Origin of the sequence: Hahella chejuensis KCTC 2396 (assembly GCF_000012985.1) — a bacterium.
GTDB classification, from domain to species: domain Bacteria; phylum Pseudomonadota; class Gammaproteobacteria; order Pseudomonadales; family Oleiphilaceae; genus Hahella; species Hahella chejuensis.
In genome coordinates this window covers 2,238,902-2,260,000 of the sequence record NC_007645.1, presented here as the reverse complement: position 1 = coordinate 2,260,000, position 21,099 = coordinate 2,238,902, and the positions used below count along the sequence as shown (strand labels likewise).

At 52.3% G+C, this 21,099-nt stretch carries 14 protein-coding genes and 1 rRNA gene (1 of these 15 running past the window's edge); 6 read left to right on the top strand and 9 right to left on the bottom strand.

Annotated features, from left to right (window positions below; genetic code table 11):
• The 5 genes from HCH_RS10005 to HCH_RS09990 all read right to left on the bottom strand — a co-directional run.
• Positions 1 to 522, bottom strand: a 16S ribosomal RNA gene (locus tag HCH_RS10005); it reaches 1,013 nt to the left of the window's first position.
• 418 nt (positions 523 to 940) lie between these two features.
• Positions 941 to 2,143: a formate-dependent phosphoribosylglycinamide formyltransferase gene (gene purT / locus HCH_RS10000; protein ID WP_011396096.1), complete on the bottom strand. Its 1,203-nt coding sequence runs from the start codon at positions 2,141 to 2,143 to the stop codon at positions 941 to 943.
• 31 nt (positions 2,144 to 2,174) lie between these two features.
• Positions 2,175 to 2,357, bottom strand: coding sequence for a DUF1289 domain-containing protein (locus HCH_RS33030; protein WP_083769745.1), 183 nt, complete (start codon positions 2,355 to 2,357; stop codon positions 2,175 to 2,177).
• Between the two features lie 33 nt (positions 2,358 to 2,390).
• Complete coding sequence (locus HCH_RS09995) at positions 2,391 to 2,912, bottom strand: gamma carbonic anhydrase family protein (protein WP_011396094.1); 522 nt, start codon at positions 2,910 to 2,912, stop codon at positions 2,391 to 2,393.
• Positions 2,913 to 2,918: 6 nt separating this feature from the next.
• A complete protein-coding gene (locus HCH_RS09990; RefSeq protein ID WP_011396093.1) occupies positions 2,919 to 3,500 on the bottom strand; it encodes a CoA pyrophosphatase in 582 nt (193 codons plus the stop codon).
• Between the two features lie 158 nt (positions 3,501 to 3,658).
• On the opposite strand from HCH_RS09990, the gene HCH_RS09985 reads away from it, so the two are divergent.
• Positions 3,659 to 4,204, top strand: coding sequence for an NUDIX hydrolase (locus HCH_RS09985; protein ID WP_041599414.1), 546 nt, complete (start codon positions 3,659 to 3,661; stop codon positions 4,202 to 4,204).
• A gap of 38 nt (positions 4,205 to 4,242) precedes the next feature.
• Here HCH_RS09985 and HCH_RS09980 read toward each other — a convergent pair whose 3' ends face one another.
• Positions 4,243 to 4,554: a Nif3-like dinuclear metal center hexameric protein gene (locus HCH_RS09980; protein ID WP_011396091.1), complete on the bottom strand. Its 312-nt coding sequence runs from the start codon at positions 4,552 to 4,554 to the stop codon at positions 4,243 to 4,245.
• Positions 4,555 to 5,147: 593 nt separating this feature from the next.
• Positions 5,148 to 9,044 carry a phosphoribosylformylglycinamidine synthase gene (purL, locus tag HCH_RS09975; protein WP_011396089.1) on the bottom strand — a complete coding sequence of 1,299 codons (3,897 nt, stop codon included), beginning with the start codon at positions 9,042 to 9,044 and terminating at the stop codon, positions 5,148 to 5,150.
• Between the two features lie 238 nt (positions 9,045 to 9,282).
• On the opposite strand from purL, the gene mltF reads away from it, so the two are divergent.
• Positions 9,283 to 10,812: a membrane-bound lytic murein transglycosylase MltF gene (gene mltF, locus HCH_RS09970; protein ID WP_011396088.1), complete on the top strand. Its 1,530-nt coding sequence runs from the start codon at positions 9,283 to 9,285 to the stop codon at positions 10,810 to 10,812.
• A 20-nt stretch (positions 10,813 to 10,832) separates the two neighbouring features.
• Here mltF and HCH_RS09965 read toward each other — a convergent pair whose 3' ends face one another.
• Positions 10,833 to 11,312: a regulatory protein RecX gene (locus tag HCH_RS09965; protein WP_011396087.1), complete on the bottom strand. Its 480-nt coding sequence runs from the start codon at positions 11,310 to 11,312 to the stop codon at positions 10,833 to 10,835.
• A gap of 232 nt (positions 11,313 to 11,544) precedes the next feature.
• Here HCH_RS09965 and HCH_RS09960 point away from each other — a divergent pair, with 232 nt between their 5' ends.
• Positions 11,545 to 14,397, top strand: coding sequence for a DUF349 domain-containing protein (locus HCH_RS09960; RefSeq protein ID WP_011396086.1), 2,853 nt, complete (start codon positions 11,545 to 11,547; stop codon positions 14,395 to 14,397).
• Positions 14,398 to 14,486: 89 nt separating this feature from the next.
• On the opposite strand, the gene HCH_RS09955 is transcribed toward HCH_RS09960, so the two are convergent.
• Positions 14,487 to 14,753: a late competence development ComFB family protein gene (locus HCH_RS09955; protein WP_011396085.1), complete on the bottom strand. Its 267-nt coding sequence runs from the start codon at positions 14,751 to 14,753 to the stop codon at positions 14,487 to 14,489.
• Positions 14,754 to 15,005: 252 nt separating this feature from the next.
• Between HCH_RS09955 and HCH_RS09950 the strand changes: the two genes are divergently transcribed.
• From HCH_RS09950 to HCH_RS09940, 3 genes are all read left to right on the top strand, one after another.
• Positions 15,006 to 16,214 (top strand): acetyl-CoA C-acetyltransferase, encoded by a 1,209-nt coding sequence (locus HCH_RS09950; RefSeq protein WP_011396084.1) that lies wholly within the window; start codon positions 15,006 to 15,008, stop codon positions 16,212 to 16,214.
• 46 nt (positions 16,215 to 16,260) lie between these two features.
• The gene (locus HCH_RS09945; RefSeq protein WP_011396083.1) at positions 16,261 to 18,414 is read left to right on the top strand and encodes a 3-hydroxyacyl-CoA dehydrogenase NAD-binding domain-containing protein; all 2,154 of its coding nucleotides are present in this window, start codon (positions 16,261 to 16,263) and stop codon (positions 18,412 to 18,414) included.
• A 478-nt stretch (positions 18,415 to 18,892) separates the two neighbouring features.
• On the top strand, positions 18,893 to 21,025 hold the full coding sequence (locus HCH_RS09940; RefSeq protein ID WP_238384986.1) for a carboxy terminal-processing peptidase: 2,133 nt from the start codon (positions 18,893 to 18,895) through the stop codon (positions 21,023 to 21,025).
• The last annotated feature ends 74 nt before the right edge of the window (positions 21,026 to 21,099 follow it).

Below are 21,099 nucleotides of genomic sequence, written 5' to 3'. Positions count from 1 at the left end.
CCGCGGCTGCTGGCACGGAGTTTGCCGGTGCTTCTTCTGTGGGTAACGTCAACTGCAGCTGATATTAGCAACTGCCCTTTCCTCCCCACTGAAAGTGCTTTACAACCCGAAGGCCTTCTTCACACACGCGGCATGGCTGGATCAGGGTTGCCCCCATTGTCCAATATTCCCCACTGCTGCCTCCCGTAGGAGTCTGGACCGTGTCTCAGTTCCAGTGTGACTGATCATCCTCTCAGACCAGTTACGGATCGTCGCCTTGGTAGGCTCTTACCCTACCAACTAGCTAATCCGACATAGGCTCATCTGTTAGCGCAAGGTCCGAAGATCCCCTGCTTTCCCCCGTAGGGCGTATGCGGTATTAATCCGAGTTTCCCCGGGCTATCCCCCTCTAACAGGCAGATTCCTATGCTTTACTCACCCGTCCGCCGCTCGTCAGCTCCCGAAGGACTGTTACCGCTCGACTTGCATGTGTTAAGCCTGCCGCCAGCGTTCAATCTGAGCCATGATCAAACTCTTCAGTTTAAAGAGTGTGAATCAGTAAGATTCTTAATCTTGCTCAAGTTAAAACTACTGTACTCTTGAGTGATTGCTCACCCATGAACTGTACGAGTCACTAACTTAAGACTTAATCTTTTCCAGATCCGCCTCAGTTAGCGCCCACAACAAATTGCTTGATTAACTTTTTAAAGAACTTTCTCTTTCGGAGACTCTCTCCGACCGAGGCGCGCATTCTACACTTTCAATCTTCAGTGTCAACTCCTTTTTAGCGCCGCTGACTCTCTCGAATCCGCTTCTCCCTCCCTTCCGAACGGCTTCCCCGTCGAAGTGGGGCGCATTATACGCACCTACTCTTTCACGTCAACTCCATTTTTTAACTTTTATTTAAAAAGTTCCTGAGGAGCAATTTATAAGTAAAGCACGCTCTTTTTATTTTACAAGTTCACTCTTGTTTTATATCTGGCCCAAGCTCAACGACAATGCTGTCCACCGCTTTCTGCGCAAGCTTCCTCGCCTCATCTAAATTCTCAGACTGAGCCAAAACCACGCCCATTCGACGTTTACCATGAACTTCCGGTTTACCGAACAGTCTCAACTGTACTTCTGGATGACACAGCGCAGCCTCAAGAGATGAAAAGCAGACACGGGACGAATCTCCCTCCACTAACAGCGCCACCGAAGCAGACGCCCCTGTTTGCTTAATAAGTGGAACGGGCAGGCCTAGCAAAGCCCGCGCATGCAGCGCAAACTCCGACAGGTTCTGTGAAACCAAAGTAACCAGCCCTGTGTCATGCGGCCGTGGAGACACTTCACTAAAGTAAACCTCATCTCCTTTTACGAAGAGCTCCACGCCAAAAATCCCACATCCGCCCAGAGCCACCGTCACTTTTTCAGCAATATCCTGCGCAGCGCCCAATGCTATAGCACTCATAGGATGAGGCTGCCAGCTTACCCGGTAGTCACCATCAACTTGCAAATGACCAATAGGATCACAAAAGGAAGTCCCTCCAGCATGTCGTAAAGTTAAAAGCGTAACCTCATAATCGAAGTCTACGAATCCCTCTACGATAACTTTGCCCTGACCCGCTCGACCGCCTTCTTGAGCGTATCGCCAAGCGCGCTCGACATCGCCGTCGCTATGTATAACGCTTTGACCTTTTCCTGACGAACTCATAATTGGCTTGACGACACAAGGAACGCCAATCGAACTCACAGCATCTCGAAAAGACTCAAAGTCGGCGGCGAATGCATAAGGAGACGTGCTCAACCCCAACTCCTCAGCCGCCAATCGACGGATTCCTTCTCGATTCATGGTCAAGTTGGCTGCGCGGGCAGAGGGTACGACATTGAAACCGCTTCGCTCCAATTCAAGGAGCTCAGCAGTCGCAATCGCCTCAATTTCAGGAATAATAAAATCGGGGCGCTCAAGCTCAATTAACGCCCGTAGCTGTTTAGGATCGAGCATGTCGATGACATGGGCGCGGTGAGCCACCTGCATTGCTGGAGCGTTTGAATAGCGATCCACTGCGATGACTTCCACACCAAACCGCTGCAGCTCAATCGCCACTTCTTTTCCCAACTCCCCGCTTCCTAAAAGCATTGCACGCGTCGCCACATCCGTCAGCGGAGTACCAATTCTTACCATAGCCTTTTGCTCCTATTCATTATTAAGCAACTTAAATGACAGACTTGCGTTCTCTGTCAGCCACTTTTTTCAACACATCCATGCGCTGTTCGTTACTCATGCGAGACCAAGCAGCTATCTCCTCAACACTGCGATGGCAACCAATACATATGTCGTCGTCATCCAAAGCGCAGATACTGACGCATGGCGAACGCACAATTCGCTCACCATCCATTTGATTCGTATTCTCTTTCATAAACATACAACACTAGGCGGGCTGCAAAGTGCGCGCGTATTTTAGGGCGTTTTCTACGTAGTGTTCAGCGCTATTAATAAGCTGCTTTCTTTCTTCTTCGCTCAATTCGCGCTTCACCCTTCCCGGAGAGCCGATAACCAAACTACCATCAGGGATCTCAACGCCTTCGGGTATCAATGCATTAGCGCCAATGATACAAAAGCGTCCGATTTTGGCGCCGTTAAGCACAACGGCATTAATGCCGATCAGACTATAGTCGCCCACGTCACATCCGTGCAGCATGGCGTGATGCCCTACCGTCACCCCCTCTCCCAGCACAATGGGACAACCAGAGTCGGTGTGCAATACTGCGCAGTCCTGAACGTTCGATTTTGGACCAATGGTTATTTGATCGTTATCCGCTCGGATCACCGCGCCAAACCAAACACTGGACTGAGGGCGCATGACTACTCGCCCTATGACCGCCGCATTCGGCGCTACAAAGCTTCCATTCTCTGATATTTCAGCCAGATCTTCGCCTAAATTAAACCTCATACGTATTCAACCCCTACCCTCAGTAAAACTGCCAATTCTTCGATTAAAGGAAACTCTGAAAAAGTCCATCAATATGATTGCGGAAACGCCCCAGATTTCATAATCGCCGTAATACCAGCAAGGCACTTGTAATCGATACTGTTCAAAGTTGATTTTATCCAGACGATCAGGCTCATTTTCCAAAAAGAAGCTCACCGGCGCTTTAAATACGCTGTGCAACTCGCCTGGGTCTGGGATCAGCTCAATCTCAGGATCAACGATCCCGACATAGGGCGTAACAGCAATGCCATGGCGGGACACAACTTGATTAAGACTACCAACCACTTCTATCTTTTCAGGCGATACGCCCACTTCCTCAAACGTCTCTCGCAGCGCAGTGTCCCGCAAGTTCTGATCTGAAGGGTCTCGCATCCCACCTGGAAACGCCACCTGCCCGCTATGGGTCTTCATATGTTCAGCGCGTTTGGTCAGAATAATCTGAGGACATTCCTCTCTGGTGATCGGCACTAAGACCGCAGCTTCCGGAAAGTCGCTAGGGAAGCGCCGTGGTTGATTGGAAGACAAGGTAGTGATGATTTTATCAAGCATGACAAACGACTGAATGAGGGGAAACAAGGAAAGATACCATACAAGTTCTGGGTAATGTATGGTGCAATATGAGGCGCGGCGCTCAGAAAGAGCGCCATTATTGCGAACGCTTATTTTCGGCTAATAAAAAGACAACCCATGAGAATGTTCATCTGACCATGAAGTATTGCAGCCAATGCGGCCAACCCGTCGAGCATAAGATTCCCTCAGGAGATAACCGGCCGAGACATGTATGCGGCCACTGCCAGGCTATCCATTACATCAATCCCAAAATCGTTGCGGGCACGCTCCCCGTTTATGGCGACCGAATTTTGCTTTGCAAACGCGCTATCGAGCCCAGATTAGGCTTCTGGACTTTACCCGCCGGATTTATGGAGATGCAGGAAACCACGTCGGAAGCCGCTATGCGAGAAACATGGGAGGAGGCGCAAGCGCGTGTCGACCTTGACGGCTTGTACACGATGATCAGCGTCCCTCATATTGGTCAGGTGCATATTTTTTACTTGGCCAATGTAATCAATGGGGAGTTCGCCGCTGGTGAGGAAAGCCTCGACGTACAATTGTTTTCGGAGAGCGACATCCCTTGGGATGAAATCGCATTTCCTACGGTAAAAATAACGCTACAGCAGTATTTCCAAGATCGTAAAAACAACTCATTCCCTGTACATGTGAAAGATATCCACACTGGCATTCCTGAGGGCTGACCTTCCTTCTTGCCTTTAGCGCCAGCCATAAGGCTCAATCAAAAGTTTTCCAGCCGGTATACGTCGTATGCCGGCTCCTCGTATGGGTGGGCCAGCTTCATCGCCGCCACCACCGACGCGATCAAAGCATCCTCAACCACCAACTCCACTTTGTATTCCTCCACCCGCTCAACTTCACCGACATTGCCCAAAAATGGAGAACTGCCATCTAGAGGGCGAAACTGTCCAACGCCTTTTGTCTGCCAGCTGCAGCGATCGTAATCGCCTATCTTCCCTCCCCCCGCAACAAAGACCGCCTCCTTAACTTCCTCGATATGCGATTCAGGAACAAAAAAGCTTAATTTATACATTTTTCCTCCATTACAGTTTAAATTTTATCCACAGGCAGCCACTAAATTACTGCCCAGACTGAAAAACCAGAGTTCTCCACAGATTCTGTGGATAACTTTGGGGATAAATACTTAACTTCCCCCCAAATCGCCCATAGGGCCTATGCCCGGGACAAATTGGCGATGAATTAAACAGGACAAAAATACCAATATTTATCAATAAGTTATATTTGTCAACGCTGATCCCACAACATCTTTGAAATATTTTTAGATGCTACTTGACATAGATATTTCTGATGTGAATAAACAGAAACAACGCAAACAAAATGGCGTTATTTTTAGACGGCGAGAGGGTTTTTCAGGCAAGCCCGGCAATTCGCACGAGCATTTTTTGAGCACATCAAGTTTTGCAACCAGGGATGACGTACACTTTGTTACCTTTTCTGACAAAAAATAATGGCGCAAAAAAGCATAGCCTAATTTGAGCCCTTGAAAAGAAAAATGGAGATTTTTTATCTAGCGTGACGCAGAGCCCGGAAAATGACTAGATACAGCGTCGGAGAAGGGCGGAGACAAATGTATCCGCCCTTAGACATCACCATGGGAGACTGGGATTAACCCAGCCACACCCTTGCATTGCGGAACATTCTCATCCATGCGCCATCTTCACTCCAAGCGGAAGGACGCCAGGAGTTAGCAACTGCGCGAAACACCCTCTCTGGATGCGGCATCATCACGGTAATACGGCCATCATCATTACACACTGAAGTAATACCCAAAGGAGAGCCGTTAGGGTTAAACGGGTGCGACATGGTAGGGCGCCCATAGTTATCAACAAAGCGTAGCGCCACATTTTTCTGCGCCATCAGAGCCGCTGCGCCTTCTGGACCTACTTCCGCCAATCCCTCGCCGTGCGCCACCGCGATAGGCATCATTGATCCAGCCATTCCCTGGAGCAGTATGGAAGGCGAGTCCAGCACTTCCACCATCGCAACACGGGCTTCATACTGTTCAGAGCGGTTACGCACGAAACGCGGCCAGGCGTCTGCGCCAGGAATCAACTCCTTCAGGTTTGAAATCATCTGGCAGCCGTTACAAACCCCCAGTGCGAAGGTGTCTTTGCGATGGAAGAACGCCTCGAACTGATCTCTTGCACGGGCATTAAACAGAATGGATTTAGCCCACCCTTCGCCAGCGCCCAACACGTCGCCAAACGAGAATCCACCGCACGCCGCCAAGGCTTTGAACTGACTTAGAGAAACTGCGCCGGACAGAATATCGCTCATATGCACGTCAACCGCACTGAAACCCGCTCTATCGAACGCAGCGGCCATTTCCGCCTGGCTATTAACGCCTTGCTCCCGCAACACCACAATTTTTGGCTTAGCGCCACGATTAATAAAAGGAGCTGCGATATCTTCGTTGACATCGTAAGTAAGCTTGGCGCTCAAGCCCGGATCGTTGTCGTCGTCAATGGCTGCAAATTCTTCGGCCGCACACTCGCTGTTGTCCCGCATGGACTGCATACGGTAACTGGTCTCGGCCCAGATTTTTTGCAGCGCCCCACGACTGTAACCAAGAACGGTTTGCCCTTCATGCTGAAATTTGACTGACTGATCCGCATGAGGCTCACCCAACACGACGACATGATCCGCCAATCCTGCGTCAGCAAAACAGGTCTTCACCTCGTCAACATGCTCTTCGGATACCTGCACTACAGCGCCAAGCTCTTCATTAAACAGCTCTCGGGCAATATGAGTGCGATCTTTCACCAAACCGTCAAAGCAAATAGTCATGCCACAGCGGCTAGCGAACGCCATTTCACATAAGGTAGTGAACACACCGCCGTCTGAGCGGTCATGATAAGCTTTAAGTTTGCCTTCGTTGTTCAGCTTCTGGATACACGCGAAGAAAGCCGCCAGCTCTTCAGGGTTGTCCAAATCAGGGGCTACAGCGCCGACGGAACGATAAACCTGCGCCAAGGCCGAACCGCCCAGACGATTCTTGCCTGAACCCAGGTCTATAAGCAGCAGCTTGGATGGCGTAGACAGATCCATCTGCGGCGTCAATGTCTTACGCACGTCCTCAACTGGCGCGAACCCACTGATAATCAGAGACAGAGGCGCGGTCACGGACTTCTGCTTCTCGCCCTCCTCCCAGACCGTCTTCATGGACATGGAGTCTTTGCCTACAGGAATGGTGATGCCCAACTCGGGGCACAACTCCATACCAACGGCTTTAACCGTTTCAAACAAGGCTTCGTCTTCGCCTGGATGCCCGGCAGCGGCCATCCAGTTCGCAGACAGTTTAATGTCTGACAGCTTCTCTATTTTCGCAGCGGCGAGGTTAGTAATAGCTTCACCTACCGCCATGCGGCCAGATGAAGGAGGATCAATCAATGCAATCGGCGTCCTTTCTCCCATCGCCATGGCTTCGCCACGGTAGGTGTCAAAGCTTGCGGTAGTCACCGCCACATCGGAAACCGGCGCCTGCCATGGGCCTACCATCTGGTCTCTGGAAACCATTCCCGTCACAGAGCGGTCGCCGATGGTGATCAGGAAACTCTTCGACGCAACACTGGGCAACCGGAGAATTCTCTCCGCCGCTTCTTTAAGGTCCAAGGTAGTGGAATCAAAAATGGGCTTGGTGAAACTCTTTCGCTCAATAGTACGGTGCATTTTGGGCGGCTTACCAAACAGAACCGACATGGGAAGATCTACCGGACTGTTAGCGAAGTACTCGTCAGAGACTTGAATCTTCAACTCTTCCGTCGCCGAGCCTACAACTGCATAAGGGCAACGTTCGCGCCGACAGAGCTGGTCAAACAGCTCCATATCCTGTTCGGCAACCGCCATGACGTAACGCTCTTGAGACTCGTTACACCAGATTTCCAGAGGCGACATGCCGGGCTCATCGTTAGGCACGTCACGCAGTTCAAACAAACCGCCGCGACCGCCATCTTTCACCAACTCAGGCAATGCGTTGGACAAGCCGCCCGCGCCAACGTCATGAATAAACAGAATCGGGTTGTCATCTCCCAACTGCCAGCAGCGATCGATCACTTCCTGGCAGCGTCTCTCCATTTCCGGGTTATCCCGTTGTACAGAGGCGAAATCGAGATCTTCCTGGCCAGCGCCGCTATCCATGGAGGACGCTGCTCCACCACCCAGACCGATCAACATTGCAGGGCCGCCCAACACGATCAGCTTGGCGTCTACGGAAATATCTTTCTTTTCCACATGGGAAGCGCGAATGTTGCCCATGCCGCCAGCGATCATGATCGGCTTATGGTAACCGCGCCATTCAAGACCGTTTACGCCAGGCACTTGCTCTTCATAGGTGCGGAAGTATCCGCACAGCGCCGGCCGGCCAAATTCATTGTTAAACGCAGCGCCGCCAATCGGGCCGTCCAGCATAATTTGTAATGCGGAAACAATGCGCTCCGGCTTGCCGTAATCGCCTTCCCAGGGCTGCTTATAGCCAGGGATATTAAGGTTGGAGACGGTAAAACCGGTCAGGCCTGCTTTGGGTTTTGCGCCAATGCCGGTGGCGCCTTCATCGCGAATTTCCCCACCAGAGCCCGTGGAAGCGCCGGCGAACGGAGAAATAGCCGTAGGATGGTTATGCGTCTCCACCTTCATAAGAATATGAATATCTTCAACGTTATATCCATAAATCTTAGTGCGATGATCAGGGAAGAAACGCCCGCCCTGGCCACCTTTGATCACTGCTGCGTTATCGCAATACGCGGAGAGTACGTCTTGGCCGCCCTGCTCGTAGGTGTTGCGGATCATGCCAAACAGCGAGTGCGACTGGACTTCGCCATCAATTTCCCATGTCGCGTTAAAGATTTTATGGCGACAGTGTTCCGAGTTCGCCTGAGCGAACATCATTAGTTCTACATCCGTCGGGTTGCGTCCCAGCTCAGTGAATGCGCTGGTGAGATAATCGATCTCGTCTTCCGCCAGCGCCAGCCCCATTGAGCGGTTAGCCTCCGCCAACGCGTCACGGCCATCAGCGAGGATATCGACGGTCGTCATCGGCTTGGGCTCAGCATGAGCGAATAACAGCTCAGCTCCCGCAATTTCATGAAACACCGATTGCGTCATGCGATCGTGCAATATCGCCGCGATCGCAGCGCGGCGTTCGCTGCTCAATTGCTCTGAGCTGCCAACATGATAGGCCACGCCTCTTTCAATACGGCGAATCGCCGTCAGTCCGCAGTTGTGTGCGATATCCGTCGCTTTACTCGACCATGGAGAAATCGTGCCGGGTCGGGGAACAACCAGAAACAGAGTGCCGCTTGGCATCTCACTCTGCCCTTGCGGCCCGTATTGAAGCAAGCGATCCAGAACAGTGCGTTGCTCTGCGGAAAGGTCTCCTTCCAGATCAACGAAGTGCATGTACTCGGCATACACTGACTGGACTTCAGGAGCCTGTTCCTGGATATTTTTGAGTAGTTTTTCGCGCCGAAATGGGGAGAGGGCTGGTGCGCCACGGAGTTCAAACATATCTCTGACTGATGGCCTCTAGGCTGGAAAAAAGAGGCGCTAATGATAATAGATATCAAGCCATTGAGCCACTTTTAAGAGGCTTCGCCGTATGCGCGGCGTAGCTTGCGGGTAAATCCGGGGCGGCGACGCTTTGTACATAAATTGACAAGATTTTTCACAGTTTAACTACAGTTAACTTGCAACTTGATTTGTTACTGTTAAGTATTGACCCCTTTGCTTAAAACCGGAACTGATATTGCTTGCTTCAGCCTGCACTCATTCATGGCGAACAGGACGTTTCCTGAACAGAATCATTAAGAGCAGCGTTCAGACGCTGACTGCAGCAGCGCTTATCGCCAACCTGAGCGCATGCAGCCGCCCTACTACGCTGGAGAAGATCGAGCAAGAGGGAGCTCTCCACGTTATCACCCGCAACGCCCCCACTACTTATTATGAAGACAGGGACGGCCCCGCCGGGTTTGAATATGAACTAGCGAAAAAGTTCTCGGAATATCTCGGCGTCGAGTTGCGACTTCGGGTCGCCAACGATCTTGACGAAGCCTATACCGTCCTGGAGCAGAACTACACAAACCTGGCCGCCGTCGGTTTGAGTCGCCTGGCTGCCTCCGCGCAAAGTCCCAGCCTCCGCTTCAGTTCCGAATACCTGGAAATTCAGCCTTTGGTGTTGTATCGAAACGGCAGCGCCAAACCGAAGCAGCTCGACGATCTGATCGGGGGCAAATTGATTATTCCCGCGCAAACGGCGCAAGCGGAATTCCTGCGACAGGTTAAAGACTCTCGCCTTCCCGATATGGACTGGCTGGAGGCGGCGGACATGGAAACGTCCGAAATCATGCGCCTGATTGAAGAGGGAGAGTACGAATACGCTATTGTCAACTCCCGGGAATATGAAATTCACAAAGCCATGTTCCCTCGCGCGCGGGAAGCTTTTTCTTTAATGGAACCGTTACAGATCAGCTGGATTTTCCCTCCAGGCGAAGACATGTCCCTCATTCAGAAAGCGGACGAGTTCATCAAGCAAATCAAAGACGATGGGACCCTGATCTACCTGCAGGAGCGCTACTTCGGCCACGTAAATCAGTTGAACTATGTGGGCGCCCGCACTTATATCAGCCACATCAAGGACAGGCTGCCAAAGTTTGAGCCAACATTTAAACAGGCCGCGGAAAAATTTGAAGTCGACTGGCGGCTGCTGGCTTCCATCGGCTACCAAGAGTCCCACTGGCGTCCATACGCCACCTCTCCTACCGGAGTCAGGGGCTTGATGATGCTGACGCTGCCTACCGCCAAGGAGATGAACGTTAAAAACCGGCTAAACCCTGAGCAAAGCATCTTCGGTGGCGCAGGCTATTTCAGCCGCATCAAGCAGCGTATCTCCGAGCGTATTACAGAGCCGGACCGCACCTGGATGGCGCTGGCCGCATACAATGTCGGACTTGGACACCTGGAAGACGCTCGCGCACTGGCGAAAGCGCAGGGCCTGGATCAGGACAAATGGATTGACGTCAAACAGGCGTTGCCGTTGTTACAGCAAAAGAAATGGTATGTGAAGACACGCTACGGATACGCTCGCGGCTGGGAGCCGGTGCATTATGTGCAGAATATTCGTCGCTACTATGACGTCCTGGTCTGGATGACTCAGCCCAGTGCGGAAGACGGCAGCGTCGCGCAGAATGAAGACGCGCCAACGACCGGCGCCGACGGGACAACGGAAGAAACGCCCGCTATCCCCGCCCCGTTCCGCGTCACTCCACCCATGCTGTAGCTATCTTCTCTCCGCCACCCTTAAAACTCATCCGCCTCGTATTTCACCGCTTCATTGATTTCATCAAAATTAAAACCCCGTTGTAGCAGGTAACGTTTCTGCTTCTGCAACTCAGAAGGAGACTCCGGTTTCTCTCGAAAACGCTTCCGCAAGACAGCCGCAGCCCGCTCAAACCAGTCCACGCCAGACTCTGAGAACGCCCCTCTGATCATATCCGCCTCCACTCCCTGCTGCTTCAACTCCGCTGAAATTCTTACTGGGCCATAACCCTGCCCTGCTCTGTGGCGGACCAAAATCTCCGCATACCGGAAATCACTCAGCCAATTGTTCTCAATCAAGTGTGCAATCACAGCCTCCACGGCTTCCGCCTCTGCGCCCCCCGCCTCAAGTTTGCGCCGAAGTTCACGCTCAGCATATTCCCGGCGGGCGAGCAATCTTAACGATTTTGCCAAAAGCGCCTGTTTTATTTTTTCAAAATCAGGGTTGGCGGAAGCGTCCATAATTAAACCTTAAACATATTGATCAGTATGCAAACAGTCTGGCGACTTACTGAGGCGGCGGATTTACACCCGACCCTTTCGAGACGCCAACAACGAGAGTAGACTATGCTGTCGCGCGAATGAGCATAGCGCGAATGGTGACCAGATCGCACGTCCGCAGCGACGCAGTACGCCGCCAGTAGTCTTTCCGCAAGAACTCAAGGCCCGATAATTGAACTTTCAGGAACCTTTCATGCCGACCCTGCTAAACAAGCTATTCAAGCCCAAGTGGCAAAGTAACAACCCGCAAACAAGGTTGGACGCGATCAACGAACTTGATTGGAATATACCAGAGCAGCGCAGCATCCTCGAACAGGTTATCGCAAAAGACTCCGAAGCCGAAGTGCGCCAGGCGGCGCTGAAAAAAGTGATAAAAATCGAAGACCTGCTTACATTCACCAACGACAAAGATAAAGTCGTTCGGGATGCCTCCAAGGCGCGCCTGCAGTCTCTCGTACAAGGCGCATCCAGCAATTTCGACAGCTTTGTCGCCCAAAATCTTAAACACGCTTCCGATGAATTGCTGTTCACTATTCTCGGCGCGATAAACGAGGAAACCCAGCTCCCTGCATTTTTACAGGCGCTAGCCGATAATAATTCCCCGATGCTGGAGAAAATCGCCACCGAGCACCACCTCAGCAAGGTCCGCATGAAGGCGGCGGATCACATCCAGGAGCCAAGCGCCCTGGAGCGCCTCGCCAAAGTGGCGAAAACCAAAGACAAAGGCCTGTTTCAGTTAGTCAAAGGCAAGTTGAAACAGGAAAAAGATCAAGAGAAGCAAGAAGCCGCCGCGCACCAGGAAGTAGAAGCTTTTTGCCTCACGCTCGAGAATCACGCAAAGACCGATGTCACGCGCTACTATCCAGAAAAACTGCATGCCCTGGAGCGTACGCTTCAAACGTTGACGCCCGCGCGCTTCGTCGACTTGCAGCAACGCATCCAGGTCGCACTGGACACTTGCCGCGCCAGAGCCAAAGCGATGGAGGACGAAGCCAAGGCCACGGCCCACGAGGAAGCGCAAACGCAGGAGCTGCAGTCTGAGCGCGACGCTACCTGCTCTGAGCTGGAAAACACCATTGAGAAATTACAGGCGGCGCCCCTGAGCACGCCCAGCGAGTTATCCGCCCTGGACGCGCTGATAAAGACCCAGGAAAATCGCTGGTTGGAAGCGACTCGCGATCACAAAGTCAGCAAACATGAGCAAAAGCGTTATCAAGCAGCGATGGGCGAAATTCGCCACTACTATTCCTGTCTGCACAGGCTCAGCAACCTGCACGGGGAGCTGGACGCAACTATCCAACAGGCGGAGGAATTTAAGGAGAAAGGCGACAGCGAATCAAAAGAAAGCCGCCATACTCTGAAAAAAATCCGGCAAGTGGTGGACGAGGTTGAATGGCCATCCGGCTACCAAAGACCTGCGCTTTTGTCCAAAGCAGCGGAACTCATGGGCGAAATTCACACCATTCAAGCCCAGCATGTCCAGGACCAGAAGCGCTTAAAGCAAGACGTACAGAAAAATATTCAACAGTTGAGCGATGCGATTGATGAAGGCTCCGTCAAACGCGCCCTGAAGTTAAATAAGGACATCGCGCGCACCCTGGAGCGTCTTCCCGCCAAGATCGCGCACGACCTTACCGCCCGTTTCCGACTGGAGCAGAAGCGTCTGGAGGACTTGAAAGACTGGCAGGGGTTCGCGACCCGCCCCAAACAGGAAGAGCTGTGCGAACGCATGGAGCACCTAGCCGATCAACACTTGGAGCCGCACCTTAAGGCTCAGCGAATTCGAGAATTACAGAAAGAATGGCGCACCCTTGGAGGTTCTTCCGATCAATCGCTGTGGAACCGCTTCCGCGATGCGTCCGAAAAAGCCTATGAGCCATGTCGAGAGTTTTTCAGCGAGGAAGAAAAACTCAAAGAGGTCAACCTCAATAAGCGTCAGGAAATTGTTCATCAATTACGCAGCTTCATCGAGTCTGCAGATTGGGATGCGCCAGACTGGAAAATGGTGGACAAGATCAACCGCAAGGCGCGGGAGGAATGGCGCCAGTACTACCCGGTTGACCCGCAACATGGCAAGCAAGCGCAAAAGCATTTCAACGAGCTGTTGAAATCTCTGGATGAACGGCTTAGCGGCGAGAAAGCGCGCAACCAGGCAATTAAGGCTGATATTGTTAAACGCGCGGAAGCCTTGATCGCCGAGGAAGACATTCGCACCGCCACACATCAAGCCAAAGCGTTGCAGAAAGAATGGCAATCGGCGGGGATTACCGATCATCGCGAGGATCGACGCCTTTGGAGCGAGTTCCGCAGGGCTTGCGACCAAATATTCGGCCGCCTGAACGAGACCCGCCAAAAACATCACGAAGAACAGCAACATAACGTGCAGAGAGCGGAAGAGTTAGTGACCGCCGCCATTGCCCTGGCGGAACATCCTGACGACAGCACGGAAAGCGCTCTGGCGTCGCTAACTGAGGCTTTCAGTGACTTGGGCCACCTGGGCGACCATGGTAAAGAGCTGCACAGCCGCTTCAAAAACGCCGTCAGAACCTGTCGCAAAGCCTTGGAGCAGCGCGCCAGATCATCTTATATACATTATTGGAGCGGTATCCTTGATAACGGCGCGCACATTCGGACCCTGACAGAAGCTCAAAGCGTTGAGTGGCCGACCGAACTAGACGAGCTGCAAGCGCCACATAAAACCCAGCTTGAAAACGCGCTGTCTCAGTTTGCCCAGACGGGAAGTCTGAACGAAATTTCGCTGGACGAAGCCCGCGACCTTGTTCTGACTGCGGAAATTCTGGCGGAAATGGAAAGCCCTGCGGAGGAAAAGACTCGCCGTATGCAACTGCAGGTAGAGCGACTCACTGCCGGCATGCAGCAATCCACGCCGTTGGAAAGCCCTATCAGCAAGTTTGAGCAGATCGTTCTGCAGTGGTCGACCGCCAAAACAGAAGACAATGACGCCGCGCAAAACCTGGATAAACGCTTGCGTACAGCTCTGGAAGGCATTGTCGCCAAATTACAACCACATCCTCCTCGCGATTAATTCGTCGTGTTTAAGTTAAAGCCTCGCCGCCGCCTGACCTTTGCGGCGGAGGGCTACGGCGAATTTTTATAGCTCAACCTCAACAATACTTAGTCTCGATGCCCTTCTTTTACGTAGGTCACCGCTTTGGCCACCGCGCCAACGACCTCCTCCTGCATCTTCAAGAACTCGTCTGAAGAAAGGTAGAACGCCATATCCACGCCGTGCCGAAAATAACGGGCGGGTAAGTGGTTTAGCGCAACACAAACGGCGTCCGTCAGAAAATCCTCATCAGGCTCCTGCCCTTCCATCTGTTTGGCCAGCTCTTCCAACACTAACTTTTCATAATAGTTATAAACATTGTCGAGAATAGACATAGCGCCTCCTATACCCCTTTTTCATCTCACACCTGCAATCAGATTACAGCGAATAGCCACGACTCGTTTTTGACCCTCGCTCCGAATTAATAATAGACCAGACCATTCGCCCCGCCATTGCAGGCCCGCAAGCATGAGAAAACTGTATGTTTTCGCCAATGGGGTTGTTTGTTCCTGTCATTTCTCCGCAAAGGGCCCTCGCATAAGGTTAATAAGGTCATCAGCGTTCAATAAAACAAGAAGGTACGACTCATGGACACAGACGCGTTCATCTATGACAGTGTTCGCACACCGCGTGGTCGGGGCAAGAAAGACGGGGCCCTTTATGAAGTAAAACCCGTCAACCTGCTGGCAGGGGTATTGAGCGCCCTGCAGCAACGCAATCAGCTTGATACTCAACAAGTGGACGATATCGTTATGGGATGCGTCACTCCCGTCGGCGATCAGGGAGCGGACATCGCTAAAACCGCCGCCTTGGTCGCAGGCTGGAGCAATGAGGCGGCGGGCGTCACGCTAAGTCGCTTTTGCGCATCGGGCTTGGAAGCGGTGAACCTTGCTGCAATGAAGATCCGTTCCGGATGGGAGGATCTGGTGGTTGCGGGCGGCGTCGAGTCCATGTCCCGGGTCCCTATGGGCAGCGATGGCGGCGCCTGGGCGCTGGACCCTGCGACCAACCTACGCACCCATTTCATTCCTCAGGGTGTCAGCGCCGATCTGATCGCTACGATAGAAGGATTCTCCCGCACTCAGGTAGATGAGTTCGCAGTGAACTCCCAACGTAAAGCCTCGGAGGCGAGAAGTCAGGGGATATTCAAGAAATCCATCGTCCCGGTGACAGATCAAAACGGCCTTATCCTGCTGGAAGAAGACGAACTGATTCGCCCAGAAACCTCACTAGAGGGCTTATCGCAACTGAAGCCATCCTTCCAGATGATGGGAGAGATGGGATTCGACTTTGTACCGAAAGAGAAATATCCCTTTATTGAGCGCATAAACCATATTCACACTCCCGGTAACTCCTCCGGCATTGTCGACGGCGCAGCGGCGCTCTTGATCGGCTCAAAGCAAAAAGGGGATGAACTGGGCTTGAAGCCCCGCGCTCGCATCATAGCTACAGCGGTCACTGGCTCAGATCCCACGATAATGCTGACCGGACCCGCCCCCGCTACCCGTAAAGCGTTGCAAAAGGCTGGATTGTCCGTATCAGATATTGATCTGTTTGAGGTGAACGAGGCTTTCGCCGCGGTTGTCCTTAAGTTCCAAAGAGAAATGGGCGTCCCTGACGACAAGGTCAATGTAAACGGCGGAGCCATCGCCATGGGACATCCTCTTGGCGCGACAGGCGCCATGATTCTTGGTTCATTGCTGGACGAATTGGAGCGCCGTCAACTGCGATATGGTCTGGCCACTCTCTGCGTAGGCGGAGGCATGGGCATCGCCACCATCATCGAACGACTCTGAACTGCGCGTCGATATTACTACCGGACAATGACAAGCGAGAGATGACATGACTGCCATACGCTACGAAAAAGACCAAGAAAACATCGTCCTTCTGACCATGGACATGCCCGGCCAAAGCGCCAATACAATGAACGCGGAGTTCCGCAAAGCTTTTCGCGACATCCTGCAACGACTGCAACAAGACAAAGACCACATAGCAGGCGTCATTATTACTTCCGCCAAGAAGACCTTCTTCGCCGGCGGCGACCTGAGAGAGCTGATCCAGGTAAATAAAGAACATGCCCAGGAGTTTCTGGACATGCTGACAACCAGCATAACCCAACCTCTACGCCAACTGGAATTGTTGGGGCGGCCGGTCGTCGCGGCCATCAATGGAACCGCTCTGGGCGGGGGCTGGGAGCTGGCGCTGGCCTGCCATGCCCGTATCGCTCTGGCGGACGAACGAATTGAACTGGGTTTGCCAGAGGTAACGCTGGGATTATTGCCCGGCGGAGGCGGCGTCGCCCGTCTGCCCAGATATCTGGGGCTGGAGAAAGCGCTTCCCCTTCTACTGGAAGGAAAGAAGCTGTCCCCACAGAAAGCTTTATCGATGGGACTGCTGCATGAACTAGCCGAAAACCAGGAGGGGCTTATTCATGCCGCAAGAGCTTGGATAAAAGCCAACCCGTCTCCCCAACAACCCTGGGATACAAAGGGCTATAAAATTCCCGGCGGCTCGCCCAGCAGCCCCAAGGTGGCACAGATGCTGGCGATTGCTCCCGCTATGCTGAAAGCCAAAACCAAAGGCTGCTACCCCGCTCCGGAGGCAATCCTGTCCGCCGCCGTAGAAGGCGCACAGGTAGACTTCGACACCGCTCAAAAAATAGAATCCCGCTACTTTACTTATCTCACCACCAGCCAAGTGGCGAAGAACATGATTGGAACCTTCTGGTTCCAATTAAATGATTTAAAAGCAGGACAAAGTCGTCCGAAAGACATTCCAACGCACAAAATGAGCAAAGTCGGCGTACTTGGCGCAGGCATGATGGGCTCAGGCATCGCCTACGCCTGTGCGCAAAGAGGACTGCAAGTCGTGCTTAAAGACGTCGAGCAGGCCTCCGCAGAAAAAGGCAAAGCCTACTCAGATAAAATTCTTGGCAAAAAGGTCAGTCAGGGACGTATGACAGAGTCCCAAAAGCAAGACGTTCTCGACCGCATTACGCCCACAGCAAACATCAGCTTAATGGAAGGTTGCGACCTTATTATTGAAGCCGTATTTGAAAATAGCGAATTAAAGGCCAAGGTGACCCAGGAAAGTGAGCCGATGTTGCGTCCAGAGGGCGTTTTCGCCTCTAACACTTCCACCATCCCCATCACACAACTCGCTCAGGCTTCCAGTGACCCGGCGAAGTTTATCGGGCTGCACTTCTTTTCCCCGGTGGACAAGATGCAGTTAGTGGAAATCATTGTTGGAGAGTCCACCTCACAGGAGAGCCTGGCCAAGGCTTTTGATTTTGTCATGCAAATCGGCAAGGTTCCCATCGTCGTGAACGACAGCAGGGGCTTTTTCACCTCCCGCGTCTTTGGCACATTCGTCAACGAGGGCGTGGCCATGCTGGCGGAAGGCATCCACCCCGCCGCTATCGAAAACGCCGCACAGCTTGCAGGGATGCCGGTCGGACCGCTTGCTCTGTCAGACGAAGTCAGCCTGACGCTGATAACTCATATCAGAGACCAATCCCGCAAGGACGTTGAAGCGGGTGGAGGGAAATGGTCGCCCCATCCTGCGGAGCAAGTGATTGACGCAATGGTGAGCGAGTTTGAGCGCAAGGGTAAAGCCGCCGGAGCGGGCTTTTATGAGTACCCCCCACAAGGCGCCAAACACCTTTGGCCACAGCTGGTGGAAAAGTACACTGACATGACGAAGACTCAAAATACGGACCTGCAAGAGCTTAAGGATCGCTTGCTGTTCATTCAATCGTTGGAAACCATGCGCTGCCTGGAAGAAAACGTTTTGCGTTCGGTTAAGGACGCCAACATTGGCAGTATCTTTGGCCTGGGCTTCGCGCCCTGGACAGGAGGCGCAATTCAGTACGCCAATCAATATGGCTTGCGTCAGTTCGTCGAGCGCGCCAATTATCTGCGCGAACGTCATGGCGAACGCTTCACACCTCCGGCCTTACTCGTATCGCTGGCGGAGAAAGGCGCTATTTTTGAGTAGCGTCTAATCCACCCAGCGTTCTGGCTGTAACGTTTTGTCACATCTTCCGGCGAAGTCTTATTCTTCGCTCGAAGGTGAGGCATTTTCGTTTGGAGCAATATTAGGCCGCAGACGCCCTTCCCCCTATTAGCCCAGGCTCTCACTACTCAGTCAGTCCGCCCATGTCAACACTGCTTCTAGCGACCATCCTGAGCGTCCCTTCACACCTTGGGCAATTAGCGGCCATTATGAATAGATTGTCATTTGCTTTTTTGCAACCCAGCATTAACTCTAGAAACTAGGTGTGTGTAAAGCTTCATCGGCATTTCCAGCATATGCAGACTGAATTCGCTGTTGATTGTCCGTCATTGCAAAGGCTTACAATTGGTGATGAATAGATACTAGTTGGAACTTCGTATCTGGCCTACAATCAAAGTGTTAATACTGTATAAAGGCCGTGGAGTATTTATACCCTTGCACAATTATCCCGGATTTAGTCGTGAATAAGTTTAAACATATGTTTTTGTTACAACGCCGCAGTCTCTATGCTGTCCTGTTTACCTCCCTGTGCTCACTGGCGCTGGCGGGCAACGCCGCCGTCGCTTCTGGAGCCAAGACGGAAAACCCGGACTATCTCAACCTGACTCCTACCGCGGACCAGGAAAAAGCCAGCAGGGATATCGCCAGGCAATTGCAGTACGCTCACTACCGCAGCCTGAAGATTGATGGCGAGGTATCCTCAGAGGTGTTGGATAACTACATAAAGTATCTCGATCCACAGCGAATCTACTTCACCCAAAGCGATATCGACGAGTTTGAAAACTACCGATATCGTCTTGATGGCGCCATTAAATCCGGCCAGCTTGATCCGGCTTTCCGCATCTACAATCGCTTCCAGTCACGCATTGTCGGCCGCTTGAACTACATCACCGGCCTACTCAACACCGGCGTAGCCAAACTGGACTTCAAAAAAGACGAAGAAATCCTCATCGACAGAGAGGAAGCCCCATGGGCGACGTCTGAGAGCGAGCTGGACAACCTTTGGCGCAAACGCCTGAAGAGCGCCATACTGAGTCAGCGCCTGTTAGGCAAGACGGATGAAGACATCAGTAACGGCCTGCGTAAGCGTTATGAGAGCCAGTTGAGTCGCATCAAGCAATCCCGTTCAGAAGATGTATTTCAAGCGTACATGAATGCGCTGACCAATATTTACGACCCCCATACCCAGTATTTTTCACCTCGCAACTCCGAAAACTTCAATATCAATATGTCCCTATCCCTGGAAGGCATAGGCGCTGTTTTGCAATCGGATAATGAACATACCAAGGTCGTCAGACTAGTGCCGGCGGGTCCTGCCGACAAGAATGGCAAGCTCAAACCTGCTGACCGCATCGTTGGCGTCGGCCAAGGCGATAAAGGAGAAATTGTGGATGTCGTAGGCTGGCGCCTGGAGGAAGTGGTTGACCTGATCCGCGGTCCTAAAAAGTCTGTGGTCAGGCTGGAAGTTATTCCCGCCACCGCCAGTAACGATTCTGAAACCCGCGTCATCAACATTGTACGGGACAAAGTGGATCTGGAGGATCAATCCGCCCAGAAACACGTCCTGAATATCAATCGCGGCGGACGCGAGTACAAGCTGGGCGTTATCGATATTCCCACCTTCTACGCGGATTTCCGCGCCATGCAGGCCGGAGACCCCAACTACCGCAGCACCACTCGTGACGTAAATAAACTCCTGAGTGAGCTGAAAGCTGAAGGCATTGATGGACTAATCATTGACCTGCGCGATAACGGCGGCGGAGCTCTGCAGGAAGCGATTCAGCTGACCGGTCTATTTATTCAGGAAGGTCCCACGGTACAAGTGCGCACAGCGGACAACCGCGTACGTGTATACGGCGACCCGGATGAGCAAATCGCTTATACCGGCCCTCTGGTCGTGATGGTGAACCGTATGAGCGCCTCCGCATCCGAGATTTTCGCCGCCGCCATTCAGGATTACGGTGGTGGAGTCATTATTGGCGAACAGACCTTCGGCAAGGGTACAGTCCAGTCAGTTCGCGGTCTCAGCCACGGCCAATTGAAAATCACCGAAGCCAAGTTCTACCGCATTTCCGGCGGCAGCACGCAGCACAAAGGCGTAACTCCGGATGTCGTCATTCCGTCCGCTATCGACAAGAGCGAAATCGGCGAGGATGCGCTGCCGCAAGCCCTGCCCTGGGATCACATTGACGCCGTCGCGCATCGCAGATACGGAAATTTTACTCCGCTGATTTCAGATTTGGCGAAAAACCATGACATTCGCATGGAGAAGAATGCCGAATACCAAGCCTTACTACAGGAAATTGACTTCCTCAAAGAAGCCAAGGCGCAAAAAACTATTTCTCTACGGGAAGATATTCGTAAGCAAGAGCTGAAAAGCCTGCAAGACCGCGAGCTTGCTTACGTCAACATGAAGCGCGCAGCAAAAAAAGAAGCGCAGTTCAAGACATACAAGGACTATGAGACCTTTCAGGAAGAGCAGTCAGCCCAAGCGCCCGCGAAAAAGGACCTTGATTTTATAGCACGTGAATCAGGAGAGATACTTGTAGACGTGCTGACCATGCAGCAACAAATCGCAGACTCCAAAAGCTAATCCCGCCCTGACGTTAGCAGGAACAGGTTTCTGCTAACGTCATTGACTTCACTTACTTTTTAATCGACAGTGCA